Annotated in this window: 22 protein-coding genes; 5 read left to right on the top strand and 17 right to left on the bottom strand. The window is 43.1% G+C overall.

Translation table 11 applies throughout. The features are described from left to right. Positions 1 to 42: 42 nt before the first annotated feature. Positions 43 to 1,125: a M20/M25/M40 family metallo-hydrolase gene (locus BG260_RS05700; protein WP_069131049.1), complete on the bottom strand. Its 1,083-nt coding sequence runs from the start codon at positions 1,123 to 1,125 to the stop codon at positions 43 to 45. Between the two features lie 165 nt (positions 1,126 to 1,290). Between BG260_RS05700 and BG260_RS05695 the strand changes: the two genes are divergently transcribed. Next, on the top strand, positions 1,291 to 1,725 hold the full coding sequence (locus tag BG260_RS05695) for an acyl-CoA thioesterase (protein WP_069130998.1): 435 nt from the start codon (positions 1,291 to 1,293) through the stop codon (positions 1,723 to 1,725). 3 nt (positions 1,726 to 1,728) lie between these two features. Then, a complete protein-coding gene (locus BG260_RS05690; protein ID WP_069130997.1) occupies positions 1,729 to 2,994 on the top strand; it encodes an HD domain-containing protein in 1,266 nt (421 codons plus the stop codon). Here the strand turns inward: BG260_RS05690 and BG260_RS05685 are convergent. The 16 genes from BG260_RS05685 to pfkA form a co-directional block, all read right to left on the bottom strand. Beyond that, a complete protein-coding gene (locus BG260_RS05685; protein WP_176719441.1) occupies positions 2,975 to 3,979 on the bottom strand; it encodes a response regulator in 1,005 nt (334 codons plus the stop codon). The genes BG260_RS05690 and BG260_RS05685 overlap by 20 nt on opposite strands. A 186-nt stretch (positions 3,980 to 4,165) precedes the next feature. Continuing rightward, positions 4,166 to 4,636 carry a dihydrofolate reductase gene (locus tag BG260_RS05680; RefSeq protein WP_069130995.1) on the bottom strand — a complete coding sequence of 157 codons (471 nt, stop codon included), beginning with the start codon at positions 4,634 to 4,636 and terminating at the stop codon, positions 4,166 to 4,168. Continuing rightward, positions 4,633 to 5,481: a thymidylate synthase gene (locus BG260_RS05675; protein ID WP_069130994.1), complete on the bottom strand. Its 849-nt coding sequence runs from the start codon at positions 5,479 to 5,481 to the stop codon at positions 4,633 to 4,635. The genes BG260_RS05680 and BG260_RS05675 overlap by 4 nt, the downstream gene beginning before the upstream one ends. Positions 5,482 to 5,492: 11 nt before the next feature. Next, entirely contained in the window at positions 5,493 to 6,875 is a 1,383-nt protein-coding gene (mgtE, locus tag BG260_RS05670) for a magnesium transporter (RefSeq protein ID WP_069130993.1), read from the bottom strand. Between the two features lie 83 nt (positions 6,876 to 6,958). Continuing rightward, entirely contained in the window at positions 6,959 to 7,723 is a 765-nt protein-coding gene (gene rnc / locus BG260_RS05665) for a ribonuclease III (RefSeq protein ID WP_083750116.1), read from the bottom strand. Between the two features lie 3 nt (positions 7,724 to 7,726). Further along, on the bottom strand, positions 7,727 to 8,971 hold the full coding sequence (gene fabF / locus BG260_RS05660; RefSeq protein WP_069130992.1) for a beta-ketoacyl-ACP synthase II: 1,245 nt from the start codon (positions 8,969 to 8,971) through the stop codon (positions 7,727 to 7,729). A gap of 34 nt (positions 8,972 to 9,005) precedes the next feature. Continuing rightward, on the bottom strand, positions 9,006 to 9,242 hold the full coding sequence (locus BG260_RS05655; protein WP_069130991.1) for an acyl carrier protein: 237 nt from the start codon (positions 9,240 to 9,242) through the stop codon (positions 9,006 to 9,008). Positions 9,243 to 9,364: 122 nt separating this feature from the next. Next, entirely contained in the window at positions 9,365 to 10,108 is a 744-nt protein-coding gene (gene fabG, locus BG260_RS05650; RefSeq protein ID WP_069130990.1) for a 3-oxoacyl-[acyl-carrier-protein] reductase, read from the bottom strand. Continuing rightward, positions 10,108 to 10,992: an ACP S-malonyltransferase gene (gene fabD / locus BG260_RS05645; RefSeq protein ID WP_069130989.1), complete on the bottom strand. Its 885-nt coding sequence runs from the start codon at positions 10,990 to 10,992 to the stop codon at positions 10,108 to 10,110. The genes fabG and fabD overlap by 1 nt, the downstream gene beginning before the upstream one ends. Beyond that, entirely contained in the window at positions 10,993 to 11,982 is a 990-nt protein-coding gene (locus BG260_RS05640; RefSeq protein ID WP_069130988.1) for a beta-ketoacyl-ACP synthase III, read from the bottom strand. It abuts the gene before it with no gap. A gap of 15 nt (positions 11,983 to 11,997) precedes the next feature. Next, entirely contained in the window at positions 11,998 to 12,981 is a 984-nt protein-coding gene (plsX, locus tag BG260_RS05635) for a phosphate acyltransferase PlsX (protein WP_069130987.1), read from the bottom strand. Between the two features lie 15 nt (positions 12,982 to 12,996). Then, on the bottom strand, positions 12,997 to 13,176 hold the full coding sequence (gene rpmF, locus BG260_RS13890) for a 50S ribosomal protein L32 (protein WP_083750115.1): 180 nt from the start codon (positions 13,174 to 13,176) through the stop codon (positions 12,997 to 12,999). 19 nt (positions 13,177 to 13,195) lie between these two features. Then, positions 13,196 to 13,720: a YceD family protein gene (locus tag BG260_RS05630; protein ID WP_176719440.1), complete on the bottom strand. Its 525-nt coding sequence runs from the start codon at positions 13,718 to 13,720 to the stop codon at positions 13,196 to 13,198. A 29-nt stretch (positions 13,721 to 13,749) separates the two neighbouring features. Further along, on the bottom strand, positions 13,750 to 14,388 hold the full coding sequence (locus BG260_RS05625; protein ID WP_069130986.1) for a deoxynucleoside kinase: 639 nt from the start codon (positions 14,386 to 14,388) through the stop codon (positions 13,750 to 13,752). Positions 14,389 to 14,392: 4 nt separating this feature from the next. Beyond that, positions 14,393 to 15,685, bottom strand: coding sequence for a glucose-6-phosphate isomerase (locus tag BG260_RS05620; RefSeq protein ID WP_069130985.1), 1,293 nt, complete (start codon positions 15,683 to 15,685; stop codon positions 14,393 to 14,395). A 2-nt stretch (positions 15,686 to 15,687) separates the two neighbouring features. Next, complete coding sequence (gene pfkA / locus BG260_RS05615) at positions 15,688 to 16,656, bottom strand: 6-phosphofructokinase (protein WP_069130984.1); 969 nt, start codon at positions 16,654 to 16,656, stop codon at positions 15,688 to 15,690. 129 nt (positions 16,657 to 16,785) lie between these two features. Here pfkA and BG260_RS05610 point away from each other — a divergent pair, with 129 nt between their 5' ends. The 3 genes from BG260_RS05610 to BG260_RS05600 are packed head-to-tail and all read left to right on the top strand — an operon-like array spanning position 16,786 to position 20,896. Next, positions 16,786 to 17,802, top strand: a complete 1,017-nt coding sequence (locus BG260_RS05610) for a polyprenyl synthetase family protein (protein WP_069130983.1) — start codon at positions 16,786 to 16,788, stop codon at positions 17,800 to 17,802. Positions 17,803 to 17,807: 5 nt separating this feature from the next. Next, positions 17,808 to 18,575, top strand: a complete 768-nt coding sequence (locus BG260_RS05605; protein WP_069130982.1) for a UDP-2,3-diacylglucosamine diphosphatase — start codon at positions 17,808 to 17,810, stop codon at positions 18,573 to 18,575. Further along, positions 18,572 to 20,896 carry a penicillin-binding protein 1A gene (locus tag BG260_RS05600; RefSeq protein ID WP_069130981.1) on the top strand — a complete coding sequence of 775 codons (2,325 nt, stop codon included), beginning with the start codon at positions 18,572 to 18,574 and terminating at the stop codon, positions 20,894 to 20,896. Before BG260_RS05605 ends, BG260_RS05600 begins: the two co-directional genes overlap by 4 nt. Positions 20,897 to 20,907: the final 11 nt, after the last annotated feature.

Genomic DNA, 20,907 nt, shown 5'->3' with positions numbered 1-20,907 from the left:
AGAGGACTCTCATATAGATTCTCACCTAACTAATCATTCATCTTAATCTTCAAATACCGAGAATGTTTGGTCCGGGCGCATGTTCAGGATAGACTCTGTCATCAGGTCAATGAGTGCTTCCACATCATTCAACGATGCTGTTTCCACCGGGGAGTGCATATATCGTAGTGGCAGTGAGATAAGTGCACTTGGGATACCGGTTTTTTGATAGAAAATGCTGTCCGTATCTGTTCCGGTTCGTACACTGGTCGCCTCATGCTGTATCGTGATCTTAGCTTTTTCGGCAGCTTCTTGAACAAGTTTTACAACAGCAGGATGATTTGCTCCTCCATGCTGAACTGTTGGGCCTCCGCCTAACGTCACAGAGCCGAACTCTTTCTTATTGACCCCAGGGGTATCAGTGGAGTGCGTAACATCTGTTACCAAAGCAGCATCCGGCATGTGCCTGAAACTCATCATGCGTGCGCCAAATCCGCCAACTTCCTCTTGTACAGAGTTCAACGCAATAACATTCACTTTTAAATCTTTCTTGCGCTTCCTCAGTTTTCTTAATACCTGAGCAATGACAAATCCGCCAATTCTATTATCGAGAGCGCGAGCTGTAATAATTTCATCATTCAGATATTCCACTTCGTCGGTATAGGTTACCGGATCACCGATCTGAACCAGCTCCAACGCCTCTTCCTTACTCGATGCACCGATATCCACATAGATGTCTTTCCAGGCCGGTTGTTTGCCCCCACCATTTTTGGAGTCCTGAAGGTGAATGGCCTTGTTTCCAACAACACCGAGTACTCTCCCCTTTTTACTATGAATATAAACCCGTTTTGCCCGAGCAATGGTAGAGTCACTTCCCCCCAGTTTATTAAGCGTGATGAATCCCTCTTCAGAAATGTGCTGAACCACCATACCAATCTCATCAGCGTGGGCTTCTATCATTACCGTGGCTACATCCATGTTAGTTTCAACCTTGGCAACTACAGAACCGTACGCATCCGACTCAACCTTATCAGAATACTTTTTTACGTACTCCTTCCATACTTTTTGTCCGGCAGCTTCATAACCGGTTGGGCTTGGGGTAATCAATAACTCTTCTAAAAATAACTGCGACTCTTTATCCAACATTATGTCTGATCCTATTTTGTTTTCAATTTCCATCAGAATATAAGCATCCAATCTGTAGATATCGTCTTTTATTCAAAAGGATCTTCTTTCACCTTTCAGCTTATTTCTCATTACCTTACAGATGAATTATTTGGTATAAAACCCTATTTAAAATAGATCTATTTCATGGAGAAGCCCACATATCGACCCGACCTTTTCTACCACTGGACAGAGATTGCTGTTCGTTTCAGGGATCTGGATCCTCTCAATCATGTAAACAATGCGGTGTTTAACTCCTATTTTGAAGAGGCAAGAATACAATTCATTCACCACATTCCAGAGTTTAAGGCCTCTGTAAAAAGTGGTTTTAGTTTTGTTCTCGTTCACCTTGAGCTCGATTACATTAAACCAATATTAATGGGAGAAACAATTTTGGTAGGCTCTTCTGTGGAAGAGTATGGAAACAGTTCAATCAAAGGTTTTCAGGCAATTTATTCCAAAAAGGAAAAGGAGTTGAAAGCTGTTGCAAAAACGACCGGTGTGTGGTTCAATTTGGAGAAAAACCGGCCGGCCAGATTACCCGATATGATAGACAGAGAAAAATATCTCTTTAAAGGATAGACAATGGATAAAAGTAAACAGTACAAAATTTTCAGTGATCCGATCCACGGCTTCATTTCTGTCCCAAAAGGGATTATTCTCAAACTGATCGATCATCCATATGTGCAACGGCTTCGGCGTATTCGCCAGCTCGGACTCGGATACCTGGTCTTTCCGGCGGCTGAACATTCCCGTTTTTCACACGCCATCGGCGCCCTGGAGCTCGGGCAGCGCGTATTAAAGAATCTTCAGGAGAAAGACACTACCATAAGTGATGCTGAAATCAATGGAACACTGATCGCAATCCTTCTTCATGATGTTGGTCACGGCCCACTGTCTCATACGCTTGAACACTCTCTGATCCGAGATTTCAACCACGAAATGATGAGCTTGAAAATCATGGAGAAGCTTAATCAGGAGTTTGACGGAGCATTATCCACCGCTATCGACATTTTTACCGATCAATACCCGAAAAAATTTCTGCATCAGCTCATCTCCTCTCAGTTAGATATCGATCGCCTCGACTATCTTAAAAGAGACAGCTTCTTTACCGGAGTTTCGGAGGGTTCTGTTGGTATTAACCGTATTTTAAAAACAATGCGGGTTCTAAACGGAAACGTAGTAATTGAAAAGAAGGGAATTTATGCAGTAGAGAATTACATCCTTTCGAGAAGATTGATGTACATGCAAGTTTATCTGCATAAAACGGTACTCAGTGCCGATACACTGCTTAAGCAGATTTTTAAACGGGTTGAATACCTCCTGGAAAATGGAGAAAGCGTTCACATTCCTTCAGATCCTCTCAGGTTTTTTCTGCAGGCTAAGCCTTCAGCAAGAAAATTAATAACATCGGACATGCTGGAACACTACCTCGCCCTGGATGATAATGATGTACTCATATCTATTAAAAGCTGGCTTGGAAGTTATGACCCAATACTTTCTGACTTAACGTCCAGATTTCTGAACAGATCCCTTTTCAGAACCACATTTATCCAAAAAGGCCAGGTTAAAAGCCTGAAAGATGAGATTTTTACAAAAACCAAGAAGTATCTGAAAAAGCACAATTTACCAAGTGATGACCATTCAGCCGGGTTTTATGTAAATTTTGATAAGAGCTATTCCGAGGCTTATAAATATGAAAATGAGAGTATCTGGATACTGGATGATGATCACAAGAAAGCCGTTGAATTCTCAAAAGCAGCCGATACAAAACATATAATCGCTTTGACCAAGCCTGTTGTGAAACCCTACGCAGTGCACGTAAAAGAGATTAATTTAATGGAGCATTAACTGCTTTTAGTACCTCTACTAAGTCTCTCTCTTTGAAAGGTTTTTTAAGAAGTGCGTTAAATCCTTTCGTTCTCAGAGTCTCTCTCTTGTCATAAAATGTACTGGCTGTGACGGCAATAATCGGTAAATCATCGATGTTGTGTCCATCCTGACGCAGTTTTTTGGTCGTCTCCAATCCATTCATCACCGGCATACTGATATCCATCAGAATTAAGTCTGCAGGATTTGCTTCAAACTTTTTCAATGCTTCTTTACCGTTTACGGCTTCAGTAACATCAAAATCCATCCTCCTCAGCATAATTTTCAAAACAGTACGATTGATCGGCACATCATCGACAATCAAGACTTTACGAATCTCAGTTCTGTTTTCAACAGCAGAAATATTGGTTGAATTTCTATCAGCAAGAAGATCTTCGATTCTCGATTTTAGTTGAAACGACTGTGCATTAATCGTTTCAAGGTAATCTCGTTGATCCGGATTAAGCCCTTCCTGATTCTTTAAAATTTCGGAATAACCGACAATTGCGTTTAGAGGGGTATTGATCTCGTGCAACCATTTTCCGGCATCAGCTTTTCCCTTTCCTGTGAAAATATGATCTGAAATTTTGTACAGTGTCCCGAGATGTTGTCCATCATGTGTCGTCACGGGAGCCTTTTTGCAAGAAATCTTCCGACCATCATTTAGCGTAAATACTGAGCTGTTAGATCCATTATTTCCTGTCATAGTGACGATATTTTTTAGCTCAATAGGTACTCCAATTTGGGAAAATGAGATATTATCCACTGCCTCTTCTTCAAGGTCGAACATTTTGAGAAAATGCTCATTTGCAAACTTCAGTGTATGCTGATGATCTACAATAAAATCAGCTGTCTCGGAATATTTAGTTACAGCCTGTAAAAAGTGGTACTGTTCAGATGTGGTCAACGAGAATGATTCAGACTTCCTGTTTTTTATGAACAGATAGGCAACCAATGAAAAGACCATGATCAGAGTAACAAGGTAAATTTGGTTTGTTACACTGTACAGCCAAATTTCATTTAGAAACAGGGGTCGATATGTTGAAAGATAAATTTCCATCGGGCACCGGATACACTGCAAACAATCTAAAACTAATAGTCCTCAACACGCAGTTAATATTTTTTAACTATAAAGTTAACACACACTTTACCGTTAAACTTTTTTAAGTTTAACGAAATCGAATGCAGAATGTTCCTCTCTCCAGTACTCTCTCCAAACCGTTCCAATTTTATCCTGGTATTCCGGAAAAAAGGTATCACCTGAATACTCCACCTTTATTTGCGTGACAATGAGTTCATCAGCCATATCCAGGGTTTGTTTGTAGATCTCCCCTCCTCCAATTATAAACACCTTCTCATGGCCCCGAAGATTATCAAGCGCCTCCTCGATTGATTTGAATGTTTTGACGTGCTCAAAGGATTTTGTGCGGGACAGTACAATATTTTCACGGCCGGGAAGTGGTTTTTCATTTAGCTCTTCAAATACAATACGCCCCATCACAATTGGGTGCCCCATCGTTTCTTTTTTAAAAAACTTGAGGTCTTCACTGTAGTGCCAGGGTAAACCGCCTTCATTGCCAATCACCAGGTTTGGGTCATGAGCTACAATTAATACAATTTTCATACAGCCACAGGAAATTTAATAGCCGGATCGGGATCATACCCTTCAAGTGAAAAGTCTTCAAACTCCAATTGGTCGATCGGTTTTTTTGCGATCGTCAATTTAGGCAGCTTTTTGGGTTCCCTGGTCAACTGCTCCTGGAGTCCTTCAATGTGGTTTTCATAAATATGAGCATCCACAATTGTATGTGCAAATTCACCCGGTTTCAATCCAACCTCCTGGGCCATTGCCATAGTTAAAGCAGAATAGCACGCCAGATTAAATGGAATTCCCAAGGCAATATCACCGGATCGCTGAGTTAAATGGCAATTCAATCTCCCGTTAGACACATTAAATATATACATGATATGGCAGGGTGGCAGCCTCATCTCATCCAATAAACCCGGGTGCCAGGTAGAAACAACGATTCTTCGGCTGTTCGGGTTGTTTTTCAACATATCAATGGCTCTCTGAACCTGATCAAATTCATCATAGACCCAATCCCTTTCACGGGATTCTCCCTGTTTTGGATATGATGCGCCATTCTTCTCCTTCAAATAGGGAAACCTTCTCCACAGCACAGGATAGATTGGGCCTACGTAACCGTCATCATCAGCCCATGCATCCCAGATGTGAACATCTTTTTCATCTCTTAGCCAGCGTATATGGTCATCGCCTCTCAGGTACCAGAGAAGCTCCATAATTACGGATTTGAAATAGACTTTTTTTGTAGTGAGCAGCGGAAACCCATCCTCCAGGTCAACTTTATAAAATTCTGCAAAATTTGAGAGCGTGTCGGTTCCCGTCCGGTTCTCCTTTCGAACTCCGTGCTCAAGTACGCGCTGAACTAAATCTAAATATGCTTTCATAATGTGTTTGTTTAAAGAACAACTCCTGTTAAAAGTGCAACAGCAATGCTGAAGTAGATGATAATTCCGGTAACGTCTACTAGGGTAGCCACAAAAGGGGCCGAAGTAACCGCGGGGTCTAATCCCAGTTTTGACATGATAAAAGGAAGCATTGAACCGATTAAGTTTCCAAACAGCACTACCCCAACCAAGCTGGATCCTACCGTTAATGCCTGTAAAAGAACCGTAAACGACATCGGTTCTCCCCTGAAGACCATCCAGGTAGAAATCACCGCTGTTCCCATAATTCCTAAAATGGAACCCAACAAAAATCCGGACATCAGCTCTCTCTTAAGTACGCCAAGCCAATCTGTCAATTTAATGTCATCAGTTGATATAGCCCGGATAATAAGTGTAGCGGCCTGGGATCCTGAGTTACCGCCACTGGAAATAATCATGGGGATAAAGAGAGCCAGCACTGCAGCCTGAGCCAGTGTATCTTCAAAACCGGCCATTGCGGTTACGGTAAACATCTGCCCCAAGAATAGTAAGATCAGCCAGCCAATTCTCTTCCGGACCATCTCAGGTATATTGGTTTGAGAATAGTAGTCATCCAGTGCACTCATACCGGCCATCAACTGCATATCCTCAGTCGTCTCCTCTTCAGCTACATCGAGCACGTCATCCACCGTTACAATACCAACGAGAACTCCATCCGAATCTACCACGGGCAGTGCTACCCGGTCGTATTTACTGAGCATTCGAACTGCTTCTTCCTGATCATCAAATGCACTCAGCGCCTCAAAAGAGTGGTCCATGATATCCTCAATCTTCAGATCCGGATCTGAAATAATCAGCTGATTTAATCGGAGGTCATCAATCAGTTTTTCCTCCTCATTTACCACATAAATTACGTTTACAGTCTCTGCATTCCGGCCATACTTTCTTATATGACTCAGACTGCGATCAATTGACCAATCTTTTTTTATTTTTACATAGTTTGTGGTCATTAAACGACCGACACTCTTAGGCGGATACCCCAACAGACGGCGCACCTGGGCTATGTTTTCAGTGTCCATTGAGTTGAGAACACGCTGAGTTAAGTTACCCGGCAGCTCTTCCATCAGGGCAACTCTTTCATCCGGTTCAAGATTGTTCATAACATCACTGAGCTGCTGGCGGCTGAATACTTCAAGCAGTTCTACCCCTTTTCCGGAACTGAGGTATGTGAAAACATCAGCAGCTTTGGCCTTTTTCAGCAGTCTGAAGATTACAACCGCAACTTCCGGTTCGAGATCTTCAAGCAGTTCAGCAATATCAACAGCCGGTACATCCTCGAGTGCCTCCTTGATCGTAATCCACTCCTTGTTCCGGATCAGCTCATCAAATTCGGGTTTTAGCAAATGTGCAATCATATCTGTACCGGGTAAAAGAGAAATTCCTATTTACAAAGGTCCACTAAGATAATTCATCAGCCTTGCAGAAGCTAACAGTACCATCAATTTTTTGCGATTCCCAACTCCTCAATCGCGACCCTGGCCGCTTGCTGTTCGGCCTTCTTTTTACTTTTCCCTACACCTTCACCAATTTTCTGATCATCGAAATAAACACCAACTGTAAAGGTTTTATCGTGCCCCGGCCCCTCTTCCGATAAAACCTTGTAGACCGGCAGGGATGCACCTTGTGATTGATAGTGCTCCATAAGCAGGGATTTAAAGTTGTCTACTTTATTTTCCAAGGTTTCAAAATCGAGGAAACTGTTTACGTTACTGAGCACAAAATTGTAGGTAAACGCATATCCTTTAGAAATGTAGATCGCAGCAATTACCGATTCATATACATCGGCCATTATACTTTTAGAAAATTCGATTCCCTGCCCGGATGATCTCTCCCCTACTTCCAGAGCATCATAAAGCCGTAAATTGTTTGCAATGATTGCAAGAGTTTCACCTTTAACAATTTTTGATCGGAGTTTTGTCAAAAACCCTTCATTTTTGGTAGGATATTTTTCAAACAGGATTTCTGTTACAATTAGGTCCAGAACTGCATCACCCAAAAACTCCAGTCGTTCGTAGGTTTCGTGAGACTCGAATTGTTCATTATCAACAATAGACCGGTGGCGGAGGGCTTGTAAAAAAACAGACCGATCTTTAGCTGGTATACTAAACCCTATAGAACGTTCAAGTGTGTTTATACGAGTAAAAGACTCGGATTGATTGAAGTTTTGATCCCTTCTAAACCACTCCCTGAGTCTTTCAATCATATTTTACTCTTCAAATTTCTTAAATACGAGAGTTGTATTGTGTCCGCCAAATCCGAATGCGTTATTCATGGCATATCGTACGTCCCGCACTTCGGCTTCGTTGGCAGTGTAATTCAGATCGCACTCCGGATCGGGTGTATCGAGATTTATAGTAGGCGGAACCGTTCCATGATAAATTGCCAACAGTGTTGCCAGTGATTCAGCGGCTCCTGCGGCTCCGAGCATGTGCCCGGTCATGGATTTGGTTGAATTTAAATTGATTTTGTAGGCATGATCTCCAAAAACACGCTTAATCGAGTTTGTTTCGGCTATATCGCCTAATGGAGTGGATGTGCCATGCATATTGATATGGTCAATATCTTCCGGTTTGATTCCGGCCATTTTTAGCGCATTTGTTAGTGCGAGGTGAACACCGTTTCCATCCGGATCCGGGGCTGTAATATGATATGCATCAGCTGAAAAACCGTAACCTGTAATTTCTCCATAGATTCGGGCTCCGCGTTCAAGTGCAGAATCAAGTGATTCAAGAAACATCATTGATGCGCCTTCTGAAAGGACAAATCCATCTCGATTTTTATCAAAAGGCCGGGATGCTTTTTCCGGATCCTCATTTCGGGTAGATAGGGCTTTCATGGAGGAAAAACCGGCAATCCCGATTTCCCAAACCGGCGCTTCTGTTCCACCGCAGAGAGCCATATCGGCCTGCCCCATTCGAATTTGATCGTAGGCTAAACCAATATTGTGTGATCCCGTGGCGCAAGCAGACACTGCACAGAAGTTTGCACCTCTGAATCCATACTTAATGGAGATCTGACCTGCAGGCATATCAGGAATAAGCATGGGAATAAAGAATGGAGAAACCCCTCTTGGACCATGCTTATCATGTGATATAGACTGATCATAGAACGTTTTCATGCCTCCTATACCAGTTCCAATCAGAACAGCAACACGATCTTTGTCAATCTTGTCCAGATCGATTTTACTGTCTTCAATGGTTTCATCAGCCGCAATCATGCCGTACTGAGTCACAGGATCTAATCTCCTGGCCTCTTTACGATCGAAATATTGATTCGAATCATAATTTTCGATCTGTCCGGCAAATTTTGTGGGATAGTCGGAGGTGTCAAAATGGGAAATGGGGCGTACACCACTTTTCCCTGAAACAAGACCGTTCCAGAAATCCGGAGCGGTCTTACCCAGTGGTGTAAACGCGCCAATACCCGTGATAACGACTCTTCGTTCAGTCATCGGCGATTTTTTAAATTGTCAGTTAGCTATAATACTACGACTTTTCCTGGATGTACTTCACAGCATCGCCAACAGTGGCAATGTTTTCAGCGTCTTCATCAGGAATACTGAGATCAAACTCTTTTTCGAATTCCATAATAAGTTCAACGGTATCCAGAGAGTCTGCTCCCAAATCGTTTGTGAAGTTTGCTTCTGCAACTACTTCTGATTCGTCAACACCGAGTTTATCAACTATAATGGATTTTACTTTCGCTTCAACATCTTGTGACATATGAGTCCTATCGATTTGAATTAGTGGTTTTTATGTTTAATAAAATTTTTGATATGCTGAAAATACAACATATCGATAAAAAATAACACGAGCCGCTTCAGACTGTGCAAAATTATGAAAAATTACATTGCCATTCCGCCATCAACACGAATCACTTCGCCTGTGATATAAGAACTTAAATCCGATGCAAGGAATGCTACTACATTGGATACTTCTTCAGGATTGCCTGCACGTCCTAACGGAGTCTCCTCACGTATTGATTCCAAGACTTTCTCATCCAGGTCCTGAGTCATCTCTGTTGTGATGTACCCCGGCGCAACTACATTTGCCCGAATATTTCGGCTGGCAAGTTCTTTAGCGTATGATTTTGTGAATCCGATCAAACCGGCTTTGGATGCAGAATAATTGCTTTGTCCGGCATTTCCGGAAATACCCACAACCGACCCAATATTAACAATGGAGCCACCGCGTGCTCTCATCATCGGTTTGGCAGCAGCTTTACTGTAGTTAAATACACTCTTCAGATTGGTATTAATAACCGCATCCCACTGCTCCTCATTCATTCTGAGGATCAGGTTATCTTTGGTAATTCCGGCATTGTTGATGAGCACATCGAGTGCCCCCCACTCTTCAACAACTTTAGCGATCACCTCTTCAGCTTTAGAAAAGTCTGTAGCATCTGCCTGAATTGCCATCGCCTTAGAACCGGCTTTTTTAATCTCATCTGCAACTTCGTTAGCGGCATCAGCTGAGCGGGAATAAGTAATAGCAACATTAGCACCAAGCTTGGCAAACGTCAATGCGATTGATTTACCTATTCCGCGACTCCCGCCGGTAACGATGCAATTTTTATCTTTTAAATTCATTATTCGTAGCCTTCAATTGTTACGTTTTCCAATGTTCTCTTTACCAAACCCTGAAGCACTTTCCCAGGGCCAACTTCTACAAACGTTTCGGCACCTTTACTCTTCATGTTGTTCAATGTATTTGTCCACTGAACAGGATTTGTTAACTGCATGATAACATTTTGCTTGATCACTTCAGGATCTACTGTACCAACGGCAGTATAGTTACTATACACCGGAAAATCAGGTTCCGAGAAATCCATCTCATCAACCTTTGTTTTAAAAGCCTTATATGCAGGTTCCATCAGTGGTGAGTGAAATGCTCCGCTTACCGGCAACACTTTTGCAAGCCTGCAGCCTTCACTTTTAGCAAACTCAACAGCTTTATTCACAGCATCCACATCGCCGGAAATTACTAGCTGTCCGGGGGAGTTATAATTAGCTGCAACAACCGGCTTTCCAATTTCTTCTGTTGCTTTCTCACAAATCTGATCTACAACATCATCATCCATACCAATAATGGCTGCCATGGTACCGGGATGTTGAGCTCCGGCTTCCTGCATTAATTTACCCCGTAAACTCACCAGTTCGAGTGTTTCTTTAAAGGACAGCACACCTGCTGCAGCAATTGCGCTAAATTCACCCAAACTGTGACCGGCAACCATGTCCGGTTTAAGATCAAGTTGTTCATAGAGTGCAAATGAGTGAACAAAAATCGCCGGTTGCGTAAATTTTGTTTGGGTCAGTTTCTCTTGCGGCCCTTTAAACATGATGCTGCTCAATTCGTAACCGAGTATTTCATCAGCCTGATCCAGATGTTTTTTAAACAATGTGTTGGAGTTGTAATGATCTTGACCCATTCCAACTTTTTGGGAACCTTGTCCCGGAAATAGTAATGCCTTCATTTATTTACTCCATTTTAAATAGATTGCTCCCCACGTCAAACCTCCGCCAAAAGCAGAAAGGATGATATTGTCGCCATCGTTCAGACTCTCCTTCCAGTCATACAGACAAAGCGGAATGGTAGCAGCGGTGGTATTACCGTATTTATTGATGTTCACCATCACTTTATTCTTATCAAGACCCATTCTGCGGGCCGTGGCATGAATAATTCTAAGATTTGCCTGATGCGGTACTAACCAGGCTACATCATCTGCTTTAAGGTTATTTTTCTCCATGATTTCTGAAGATACATCCGCCATACCTTCAGTGGCCTTTTTAAAGACCGATCGCCCATCCTGTTTGATATAGTGCTGCTTGTTTTTCACGGTCTCTTCAGTTGCAGGATGAAGGCTTCCGCCGGCCGGCTGATAGAGCATATTATCTTCATCGCCGTCAGTATATTGAATAAAATCCACAATACCGGTGTCTTCATTTGTCTCTTCAAGAACAACTGCGCCTGCACCATCACCAAATAGTATACAGGTTGATCTGTCGGTAAAATCCATTATTGAGCTCATCTTATCGGCACCGATAACAAGTGCCTTTTTGATGCGTCCCGATTCTATCATTGAGCCAACCGTAGAAAGGGCAAACAGAAAGCCGGAGCAAGCTGCTGAAAGATCGTAGGCAAATGCATTTTTTGCACCCACTCTTTTTTGAACCAGCGCAGCCGTGGCAGGAAACAGATAGTCTGGTGTAACAGTTGCAACAACCACCAAGTCGATCTCCTCTGCAGAGACACCTGCATCCTTCAATGCTTCATTGGCAGCATTTGTAGCCATAAAGGAGGTTGCTTTGTCGGGATCTTTTAAAATTCTTCGCTCTGATATTCCGGTTCTTGTTCGAATCCATTCATCGTTGGTATCTACGTACGATTCAAGCTCTTCATTGGTTAGTACATAGTCCGGCAGGTATCTACCAACACCGGTAATTTTTGCTCGTTTAAAAGCCATTAAATTGAGATAAGATTAATTTAGAGAAGCTACGATTTTATCATTTAGCTTATGGGTAACACAGTGAGCTGCGTTTATGATCATGTTCTTAATTGCAGTTGGAGAACTGCCCCCATGCCCAACTAAGCTGGTACCGTTTACACCCAAAAATGGAACTCCACCAACATGTTCATAATTGAACGTGTTTAGACCTTTGGCCAAAATGGTAAAGAGTTGTTTCTGAACTTCCGGAGAAACTTGCTCACTCTCCATCGTTTTAGAGAGAAGTAGTTTAAGTACACCCGGAATAGACTCACCAAACTTGAGAACTACATTGCCGGTAAATCCATCGGTCAGGTATATATCGGTTGTTCCGTATAGAATATCTTTTCCTTCAATATTTCCTTTAAACCCGTCCATTTGTGATAAAAGCTGAAAAGCTTCCTTATGCTCATCAGAGCCTTTTTCGGGCTCTTCGCCAATATTCAGCAATCCAATGGTCGGGCTTTTTTTATTTAAAATCTCTTCAGAAAAGATTGTCCCCATTTTTGCAAACTGAAGATACATTTCAGGCTTCAGTTCAAGGTTGGCTCCGGCATCAATCAAAAGGCTAATGCCTTTTAAGGTGGGATAAGTGGCTGAAATAGTTGGCCTCATTACACCTTCAAGCTTGCCAAGTATCAGCGTGGATGCAGCAAGAAGTGCACCGGTATTACCGGCACTTACAAACCCGTCGCACTCCCCTTTTTTGTGAGCCGTTAGCCCAAGGGAAATAGATGAGGCCTTTTTGCTTTTGAAGGCCGCCGATGGAGACTCATCCATACCTACAATCTCAGGAGCATCCAGAATATGGGTTCGATTTGAATCATACTCGAGATTTTTCAGCTCTTTTTGTATAAGATCTTTGGGTCCGGTTAGGAGTACTTCAATTGAATCATCTTCTTTTAGTGCTTCAATCGAACCCTGAACCGGATTCTGAGGAAAATGGTCTCCGCCTACAGCATCAACAGCAATCAGCATTCTTCAGTTGTTTAATTATTTGGAAACGTTCAGTACCTGTCGTCCGCGGTAGTATCCGCACTCCATGCACACGTGATGGTACCGGTGCATTGAGCCGCAGTTTGAACATTCCGCCAAAGGAACATCCGCAATACGGTGGTGTGATCGTCGTTTATCTCTGCGGGCTTTGGATGTCTTTCGTTTAGGATGCGCCATTTCTACTGTTTATTATTGTTTACTTTAATTTTTTCAATTTCTCCCATCGGGGATCAATACGCTTCTCCTCATCAATAGGAGGACCAAAAGATTTTGTTTCAAATTTTTTCGGCTTACCGTCTGAATCTAACAAGTCAGGATGAATTTTACGAATTGGAAGATTGAGCATAATGGTATCCCTCACCTCCTTCTCTATATTAAGGAGAAGATCATCAGCCGGAATCTGCCTAACTGCTGCCTCTTCCGTTTCACTCTCCTCAACAGGATTGGGTTCAAACAGTATCTGGTATGAACCCTCTGCTGTATAGAGAAACGGTTTAAGCGTTCTGTCGCAGATAAAATTAACATCTGCCTGAACACCAAACTTCACCTGTACAAAATGATCGGTCTTATAAAAATTGACCTCAACATCAGCCTTTTTCAGTGAAACCTCATCATCTAACTCAAATTCAGCCTCCCCAATAGCAATCTGCCCATTGCTTTCACCGTCAGGGATTTCCTGTAATCGAAATGTTAGTTTTGATGTATTCACGATAGCTTTCAAAAATAAAAAGATCTTCTTTGGAAAGCAATTTAATTAAAGAGTCCGTAGAGCCTCTGCTCAACCAGCGAGATTACTTTCCCGAGGTCTTCACTGTTATTTACAAAATCGAGATCGTCTGTGTCTATGATCAACTTTTGATGTTCGTAACGATCAATCCAGCTTTCATACAAACTGTTGAGCCGTTCTAAATATTCAATACGAATCGTATTTTCGTAGTTTCTTCCCCTTTGCTGAATCTGTCTCACGAGGGTTGGAACTTCAGCTCGAAGGTAGATCAACAGGTCAGGCGGACGCAAATAGTTAACCATTTCGTGAAACAGAGCCTTGTAATTTTCATAATCTCTGTCACTCATTAACCCCATATCGAAGAGGTTTTTGGCAAAAATTTCTACATCTTCATAGATCGTTCTGTCCTGTATCAGGTTCTGATTGGACCCCTGTATCTCCTTTTGATGACGAAAACGGCTTGATAAAAAGTAGATCTGAAGATTAAAACTCCATCGGCGCATGTCATCATAAAAATCAGACAAATATGGATTATCGTCCACCGATTCGTAGTACGGTTTCCAGTTAAAATTTTTCCCCAACAACCTTGTTAATGATGACTTACCTGCACCGATATTTCCGGCAATCGCTACGTATTTATTCCTGCTCTTCTTTGTCTGCATTCCATTAATTTGTTTTACCGAGCAGACGATACATCGCCTGCTTATAATTTTCTACTCCGGGTTGATTGAACGGGTTTACATCCAGCATATACACATAAACTGCTGTCAATAATTCGTAGAAATAGATTAAGCGTCCTATTTGCTGTGCATTCAATTTTTCGATGATAATTTTCACTACTGGAACGCCACCATCGTGGTGCGCCTCCACCGTACCGTTCAGAGCACTTTGATTAATTTCGTGGAACAGTTTACCCTCCAGATAACCAAGCTGGTCTGTATTGTCAGACATTTCTGGTACACCCAGATCTGAAATAGGTTGGTTAACGACAAACAGTGTTTCCATTAAATTCCGACGCCCCTGCTGTATCATCTGCCCAAAGCTGTGCAGATCGGTAGAGTATCCGGCTACTGCGGGGAACAACCCCTTCCCCTCTTTTCCTTCACTCTCACCAAGAAGCTGCTGCGTCCAATCGGCAAACCCCGACAACTCCGGTTCGAACGATCCGATCACATCCAATGCTACACCATTCATATGCAAAACATAGCGCAGTGCAGCATACTGAAGGACTGAGTCCGGGGATTTTTCCAGATGTTCAAACTCCGAAACCGCACCGTAATAGAGAGTTTGAATATCGATACCGGCAACGGCAACAGGCAGAAGTCCAACCGGAGTCAGAACAGAAAAACGCCCTCCAATATCATCCGGAATGATATATTTCTGATAACCTTCACCTTCAATGATCTTGTTTAAAACTCCACCGGTTTTACCGGTTGTAGCAAAGATCCTGCTTGAAGCATCCTTGCCATATGTATCATTCATCCAACTACGCAGCGTTCTAAACGCAAGAGCCGTCTCAAGTGTGGAACCCGATTTTGAAATCACATTCAAGTAAACACTTTTGGGTTCTCCATTCTCTTTGGGAGTTTCAATGTATTTGAGCAGCTCCTGAAGATAGCGACCGCTCATATGATGCCCTGCAAACAGAATTTCGGGTCCAGAAGCATTAAACGGCATAGTTAATGCCTCAATAATTGCTTTTGCCCCCGTAAAAGATCCACCTATTCCACAGACGATAAAAATATCTGCATCTTCACGGATTTTGGCAGCGTGCTGCTCAATCCGGTCAATTTCAGCATCATTAGGCTGTGCTAAAATCCTCCGCCAACCAAGCCATTCACTGCCTCTTCCGCTCCCGTCCTGAACCTGCTTCAATGAACCGTTTGCAAGCTTTAAAGCATTATCAAAGTCATCAGAATCAATGAAATTTTGAGCCTTTGAAAGATCTACATTAATCATTCTTACCTCAATGTTTTTGCAAGTTCAAGAAGGTCGAAATTGATATCCTTCTTCTTACCGAACGTCATTTTTAGCGGTGTCAGCTTTACTTTGTTATTCACAACCCCAACCATTACCTGGCTGTGGCCTTCATTAAGAACACTCACCGCTGCCGATCCAAGTCGGCTTGCGAGTACACGGTCACGAGCAGTTGGGTTACCTCCACGCTGAACATGCCCCAGAATACAGACTCTCATTTCGTACTTGCTGAAATCCGGTTTCAACTCTTCGGAAATTTTGAGAGCACCACCGGTGTCATCTCCTTCGGCAATAACCACCAAGCTGCTGCGTCGTTGCTCACTCAGTACTTCATTTAATGACGCTTTAACATCATCAATATCCGTAAGAGATTCAGGGAGCAAAATTAACTCAGCCCCACCTGCAATTCCTGTTTCCAAAGCAATGAATCCGGCATCACGTCCCATCACCTCAACCAGGAATAGCCGATCGTGGGCATCTGCCGTATCACGTATTTTATCAATGGCTTCCATTGCCGTATTTAGAGCTGTGTCGTAGCCAATTGTTTCATCCGAACCAACCAGATCGTTATCAATCGTGGCCGGCACACCAATTACATTTATGTCATGCTCATTGGCTAAATGCGTTGCGCCCTGAAAGGTTCCGTCTCCGCCAATCGTAATCAAGGCTTCAATTTTATGTTTTTTGAGAACATTTGCAGCTTTCTCCCGTCCCTCTTTTGTACGGAATTCATCACATCGAGCTGATTTGAGAACTGTGCCACCTCTCTGAATTATATTCGATACATCATGTGGAGTTACTTTAGTAATGTCATCTTCAATCAGGCCTTTGTAGCCGTGCCGTATCGCCATCACCTCCATATTTAAAGTCTTTGCAGTTCGAACTACGGCACGAAAAGCCGCGTTCATCCCCGGGGAGTCACCACCACTTGTTAAAACACCTATTTTTTTCAAGATTCAAAAATTTAGATTCATTGGTTTTTTGAATAAGTTGTAAAACTAAAGAGCCCTTCATCATTGCGCAACTATTTAATGAGTTTATTCTTACTTTTCGGCTCTAATTATTAACCACGAAATGTCTACATGGCCTCTGAGGCAGCACTGAAGAAATCAGAATCAATACAGAACCCGCTTTCGCTCAAGGAGATAACTGCCCCCATCCGGGATGATCTCTCAACGTTTCGTACATTTTTTAAAGATGAGTTGCGAAGCGATGTTTTTTTACTGGATCAAATTATACAATATCTTCTGCGTCAAAAAGGTAAAGAGATCCGTCCAACCCTGGTCTTTATGACCGCCAGAATGTTTGGAACCGTGGATAAACGGAGTTTTGTAGCAGCCACTATGATCGAACTGCTCCACACAGCTACGCTCATCCATGATGACGTGGTTGATGAAGCCGACATTCGCCGAGACTTTCTTAGCATCAATAAACTGTGGAAGAATAAGGCCGGGGTGCTTCTCGGTGACTTTCTACTCTCAAAAGGCTTGCTGGTTGCCCTGGATCATAAAGAGTATCAATTGTTGCATGTTCTCTCAGATGCTGTGCGTAAAATGAGTGAAGGGGAATTACGCCAGCTCAAAACCTCGAAACTGTTCAACATGACGGAAGAGCGGTACTACCAGATTATTTCTGAAAAAACCGCCAGTCTCATCTCAGCCTGCTGCCAGTGTGGGGCCATTGCAACCACCGATGACGAACAGATCATAAGCAGTATGCGGGAAGTTGGAATGGATATCGGTATCGCATTCCAAATCAAAGACGACCTCTTCGATTATGGAATTGACAATGTGGGGAAACCGACTCGAAATGATATTCAAGAACGAAAAGTAACCCTCCCCTTAATTAAAGCTTTGGAAAAAGCGCCGAAATTGGAGCAGATGAAAATTCGCCGCATCATGAAAAAGCGTAAGAAAAAGAAGGCGGATGTCAATGAGATTGTCAATTTTGTACACAAATATGACGGACTCAAACTCGCTGAAAAGAGCATGGAGATGTATGCCAACCGCGCTCTTTCCACACTCAACAAACTTCCCGTTAAAAACGGACTCGATGATTTCGAAGCTCTGATTCGGTTCATTATCAACCGGAAAAAGTAGATTCCATGACACATCTTTTCCTTTCGGATGTGCATCTGGGTGCGTTTACTCCTGAGGTTAACCGGGAACTTGAGCTCCAACTCATCTCATTGGTTGAATACTGCTCAGAGAATTCCATTCAGGTACACATTTTGGGAGACTTGTTTGACTACTGGATGGAATTTGGGGCAATCAAACCGAAACTTGGTGAGAGTTTACTGGAATCACTTAAACATTATAATCATCATGTAAAACCGGCTACCTATATTACCGGCAACCATGACAACTGGACAGAAGGATATTTCTCCTCCGCAGGGTTTGATTTAATTGAAGAGTATAAAGTCATAGAAGCTGACACAAATAAACTTTTCATCCACCACGGTGATGGTTTGAAGGATTCAAGGTTTAACCTTCCAAGGCCGCTGTTTCATAGGCTGCTGAGACACCCCCTATTTGTTCGGTTTTATAAATTTATATTTTCTCCTGAAACAGGAATCGATATCATGAAACAATTTTCAGCCTTCAGCAGAAATAATCCTTCGGACGATCCGAAACGGTTAAACAGTTGGGCAACGAGCTTTTTAAAAGAGACCGACTACCGGTATGTCATCAGCGGGCATGATCATCATGCAAGAGTGGAAACTTTCCCTTTCGGTACGTATATAAATCTCGGTACATTCTACGGAGATAAAACGGTTGCAATTTATACCAATGGCGAATGCAATCTCGTTAGATGGGATGCAGAGAACAGAACATTTACTCCATTTAAATCAGATTATAAAGATCAGCAATGAGTGATAACGAACACAATATAGATATGGACCGGTATTTTGATGATCCGGAATATCGAAAAAGTGTGATGGGTAAAAACAGGCAGAACCCGGAAAGCGAGCGCGGTCCCAATCCCACCAAAAGAAATGGTGTTGGTAAGAAGATTTTGATCTACGGAGGCTCTACAGCTGCAGCACTACTGCTAATGGGTATAGGATACTTTATCTATTTACTGCAGGGACTGCCATCAATCCAGGAGCTTGAAAATCCACAAACAGCCGTTGCAACAGAAGTGCGAAGCCACGACGGAGCCGTACTTGACCGCTATTTTGTTGAAAACCGGACCTATGTTACCATCGATAATATTTCTCCAAATGTCATCAATGCTCTGATTGCCACAGAAGATCACCGTTTTTTCGATCACTGGGGAGTAGATATTCGCAGACTTGCGGGACTACCCTACTATTGGATACAGGGGAGAATTCAAGGTGGATCAACCATCAGCCAGCAGCTTGCCCGTAACCTTTACCGTAATATCGGTTTTGAAGTATCTGTAACCCGAAAACTTCGGGAGATGATTACTGCGATTCAGATTGAGAATAATTACACCAAGCGTGAAATCATTGAGATGTATCTGAATACTGTGGAGTTCAGTAACAGTGCATTTGGTATTGAGCAAGCTGCAAGAACACACTACGGAAAAAGTGCCGGTGATCTGACAATTAGTGAAGCAGCAACATTGATCGGTCAGCTTCGTGCCGTCTATGCTTACAATCCTCGAAGATTTCCCGAACGGGCTCAGTTTCGCCGAAATGTGGTGCTGAATCAAATGTACAACCGTAACTTTATCAGTGATGAGGTTTTCGAAACCCTCAGAATGGAGGAAATTCAGCTAAATTACCAGCCTCCATCAAGGTCCGGCAGGGAAAGCCGTTACTTCGGTGAGTATGTTCGTCTTCAGGTGCAGCGCTGGGCTTTGGAAAATGGGTACGATCTTTTTACAGACGGACTGGTGATTTACACTACGATCGACTCCCGCCTACAGCGCCATGCCGAAAGAGCAGTTCTGGAAAAACTTGAGGAGTTTCAACCTGTATTTGAACGAGAATGGACCTCACGTGGCGGCGACTACATGAATGAGTATTGGGAGGAGTACCCTACCTATCTCAGAGATTTTATTCGGGAAACAGACCGATACAAAAACGGTTTCCAGAAATTTAACACCGACCAAGAATCAGTTGTTTTTGCTGAACTGATGGCAGACTCTGCTTTTGTTGATTCCGTCAAACGAGTAAACACCAAACTTCAGGCAGGTTTTACAGCCATTGACCCGAATAATGGAAATGTGCTGGTTTGGGTTGGCGGTGCCGATTTTGGTGCCAAACAGTTTGATCATGTTCATCAGTCCAGGCGGCAGGCCGGTTCTACATTTAAACCTTTCGTCTACGCGGTTGCCATAGACAACGGCTACATGCCTTACCATAAGTTCTCTAAATATCCGAGCAGTTTTATTGAGACATCCGGCAGATTGTGGAACCCCAAAGACCCTTCGGTTCCATCCGGTCCGGAGATGGTTTCACTCAGAGAAGCCCTTGCAAGAAGTTTGAACAACGTCACGGTACGCCTGCTGCCCGAAATTGCAGGTGCCCCCGGAACAAACCGAGCAAACGACCTGATGCCGGCCGCTACCAAAATTGCAGAGATGGCCTCAAACCTCGGGATTAATATGACCAATCAATCTATATACCCTTCCATTGCGTTGGGTACAACGGAGGTCTCCCTGCTTGAGCTGGTCAGTGCTTACACTACATTTGTAAATCAGGGAGTTCACATAGAGCCGGTTGCCATAACCCGTATTGAGGATCGGGAAGGGAATGTTCTTGAAGAGTTCAATCCAAAATATACACAGGAGGTAATCAGCCCGGAAACTGCCTACATGATGATCGACATGATGCGCGGCGTCATTCGCGGAGGCGCCGATTATCACGGTACGGGTGTGAGATTACGAAACGTTTACGGTGTACAGCAGGATGTTGCCGGAAAAACCGGTACCACCCAGAACAGTGCTGATAACTGGTTTGTTGCCATGATGCCACACATTGTGATGGGTGCCTGGGTTGGCGGCGAAGATCGAAAAATTCGGTTTCCTACCAATGATCCCAACAGTATTGGTCAGGGAGCGCGAACCGCTCTTCCGATCGTCGGTGAATTCATCAATCGTGTAACGAATGACCCTGAAGCCCCGTGGAGTTACGATGCATTTGAACAACCACCCGGATTTGTGATGCCGGAGGATCCTGCCAACCAGGAGCGGAATGATCGACGCGGAAGAATTGGCTGGTAATTTTCATTCAA

This window comes from Rhodohalobacter halophilus (assembly GCF_001715195.1).
Taxonomy (GTDB): Bacteria; Bacteroidota; Rhodothermia; order Balneolales; family Balneolaceae; genus Rhodohalobacter; species Rhodohalobacter halophilus.
The sequence above is the reverse complement of the archived record's forward strand: the minus strand, read 5'-3'. Positions and strand labels throughout refer to the sequence as shown.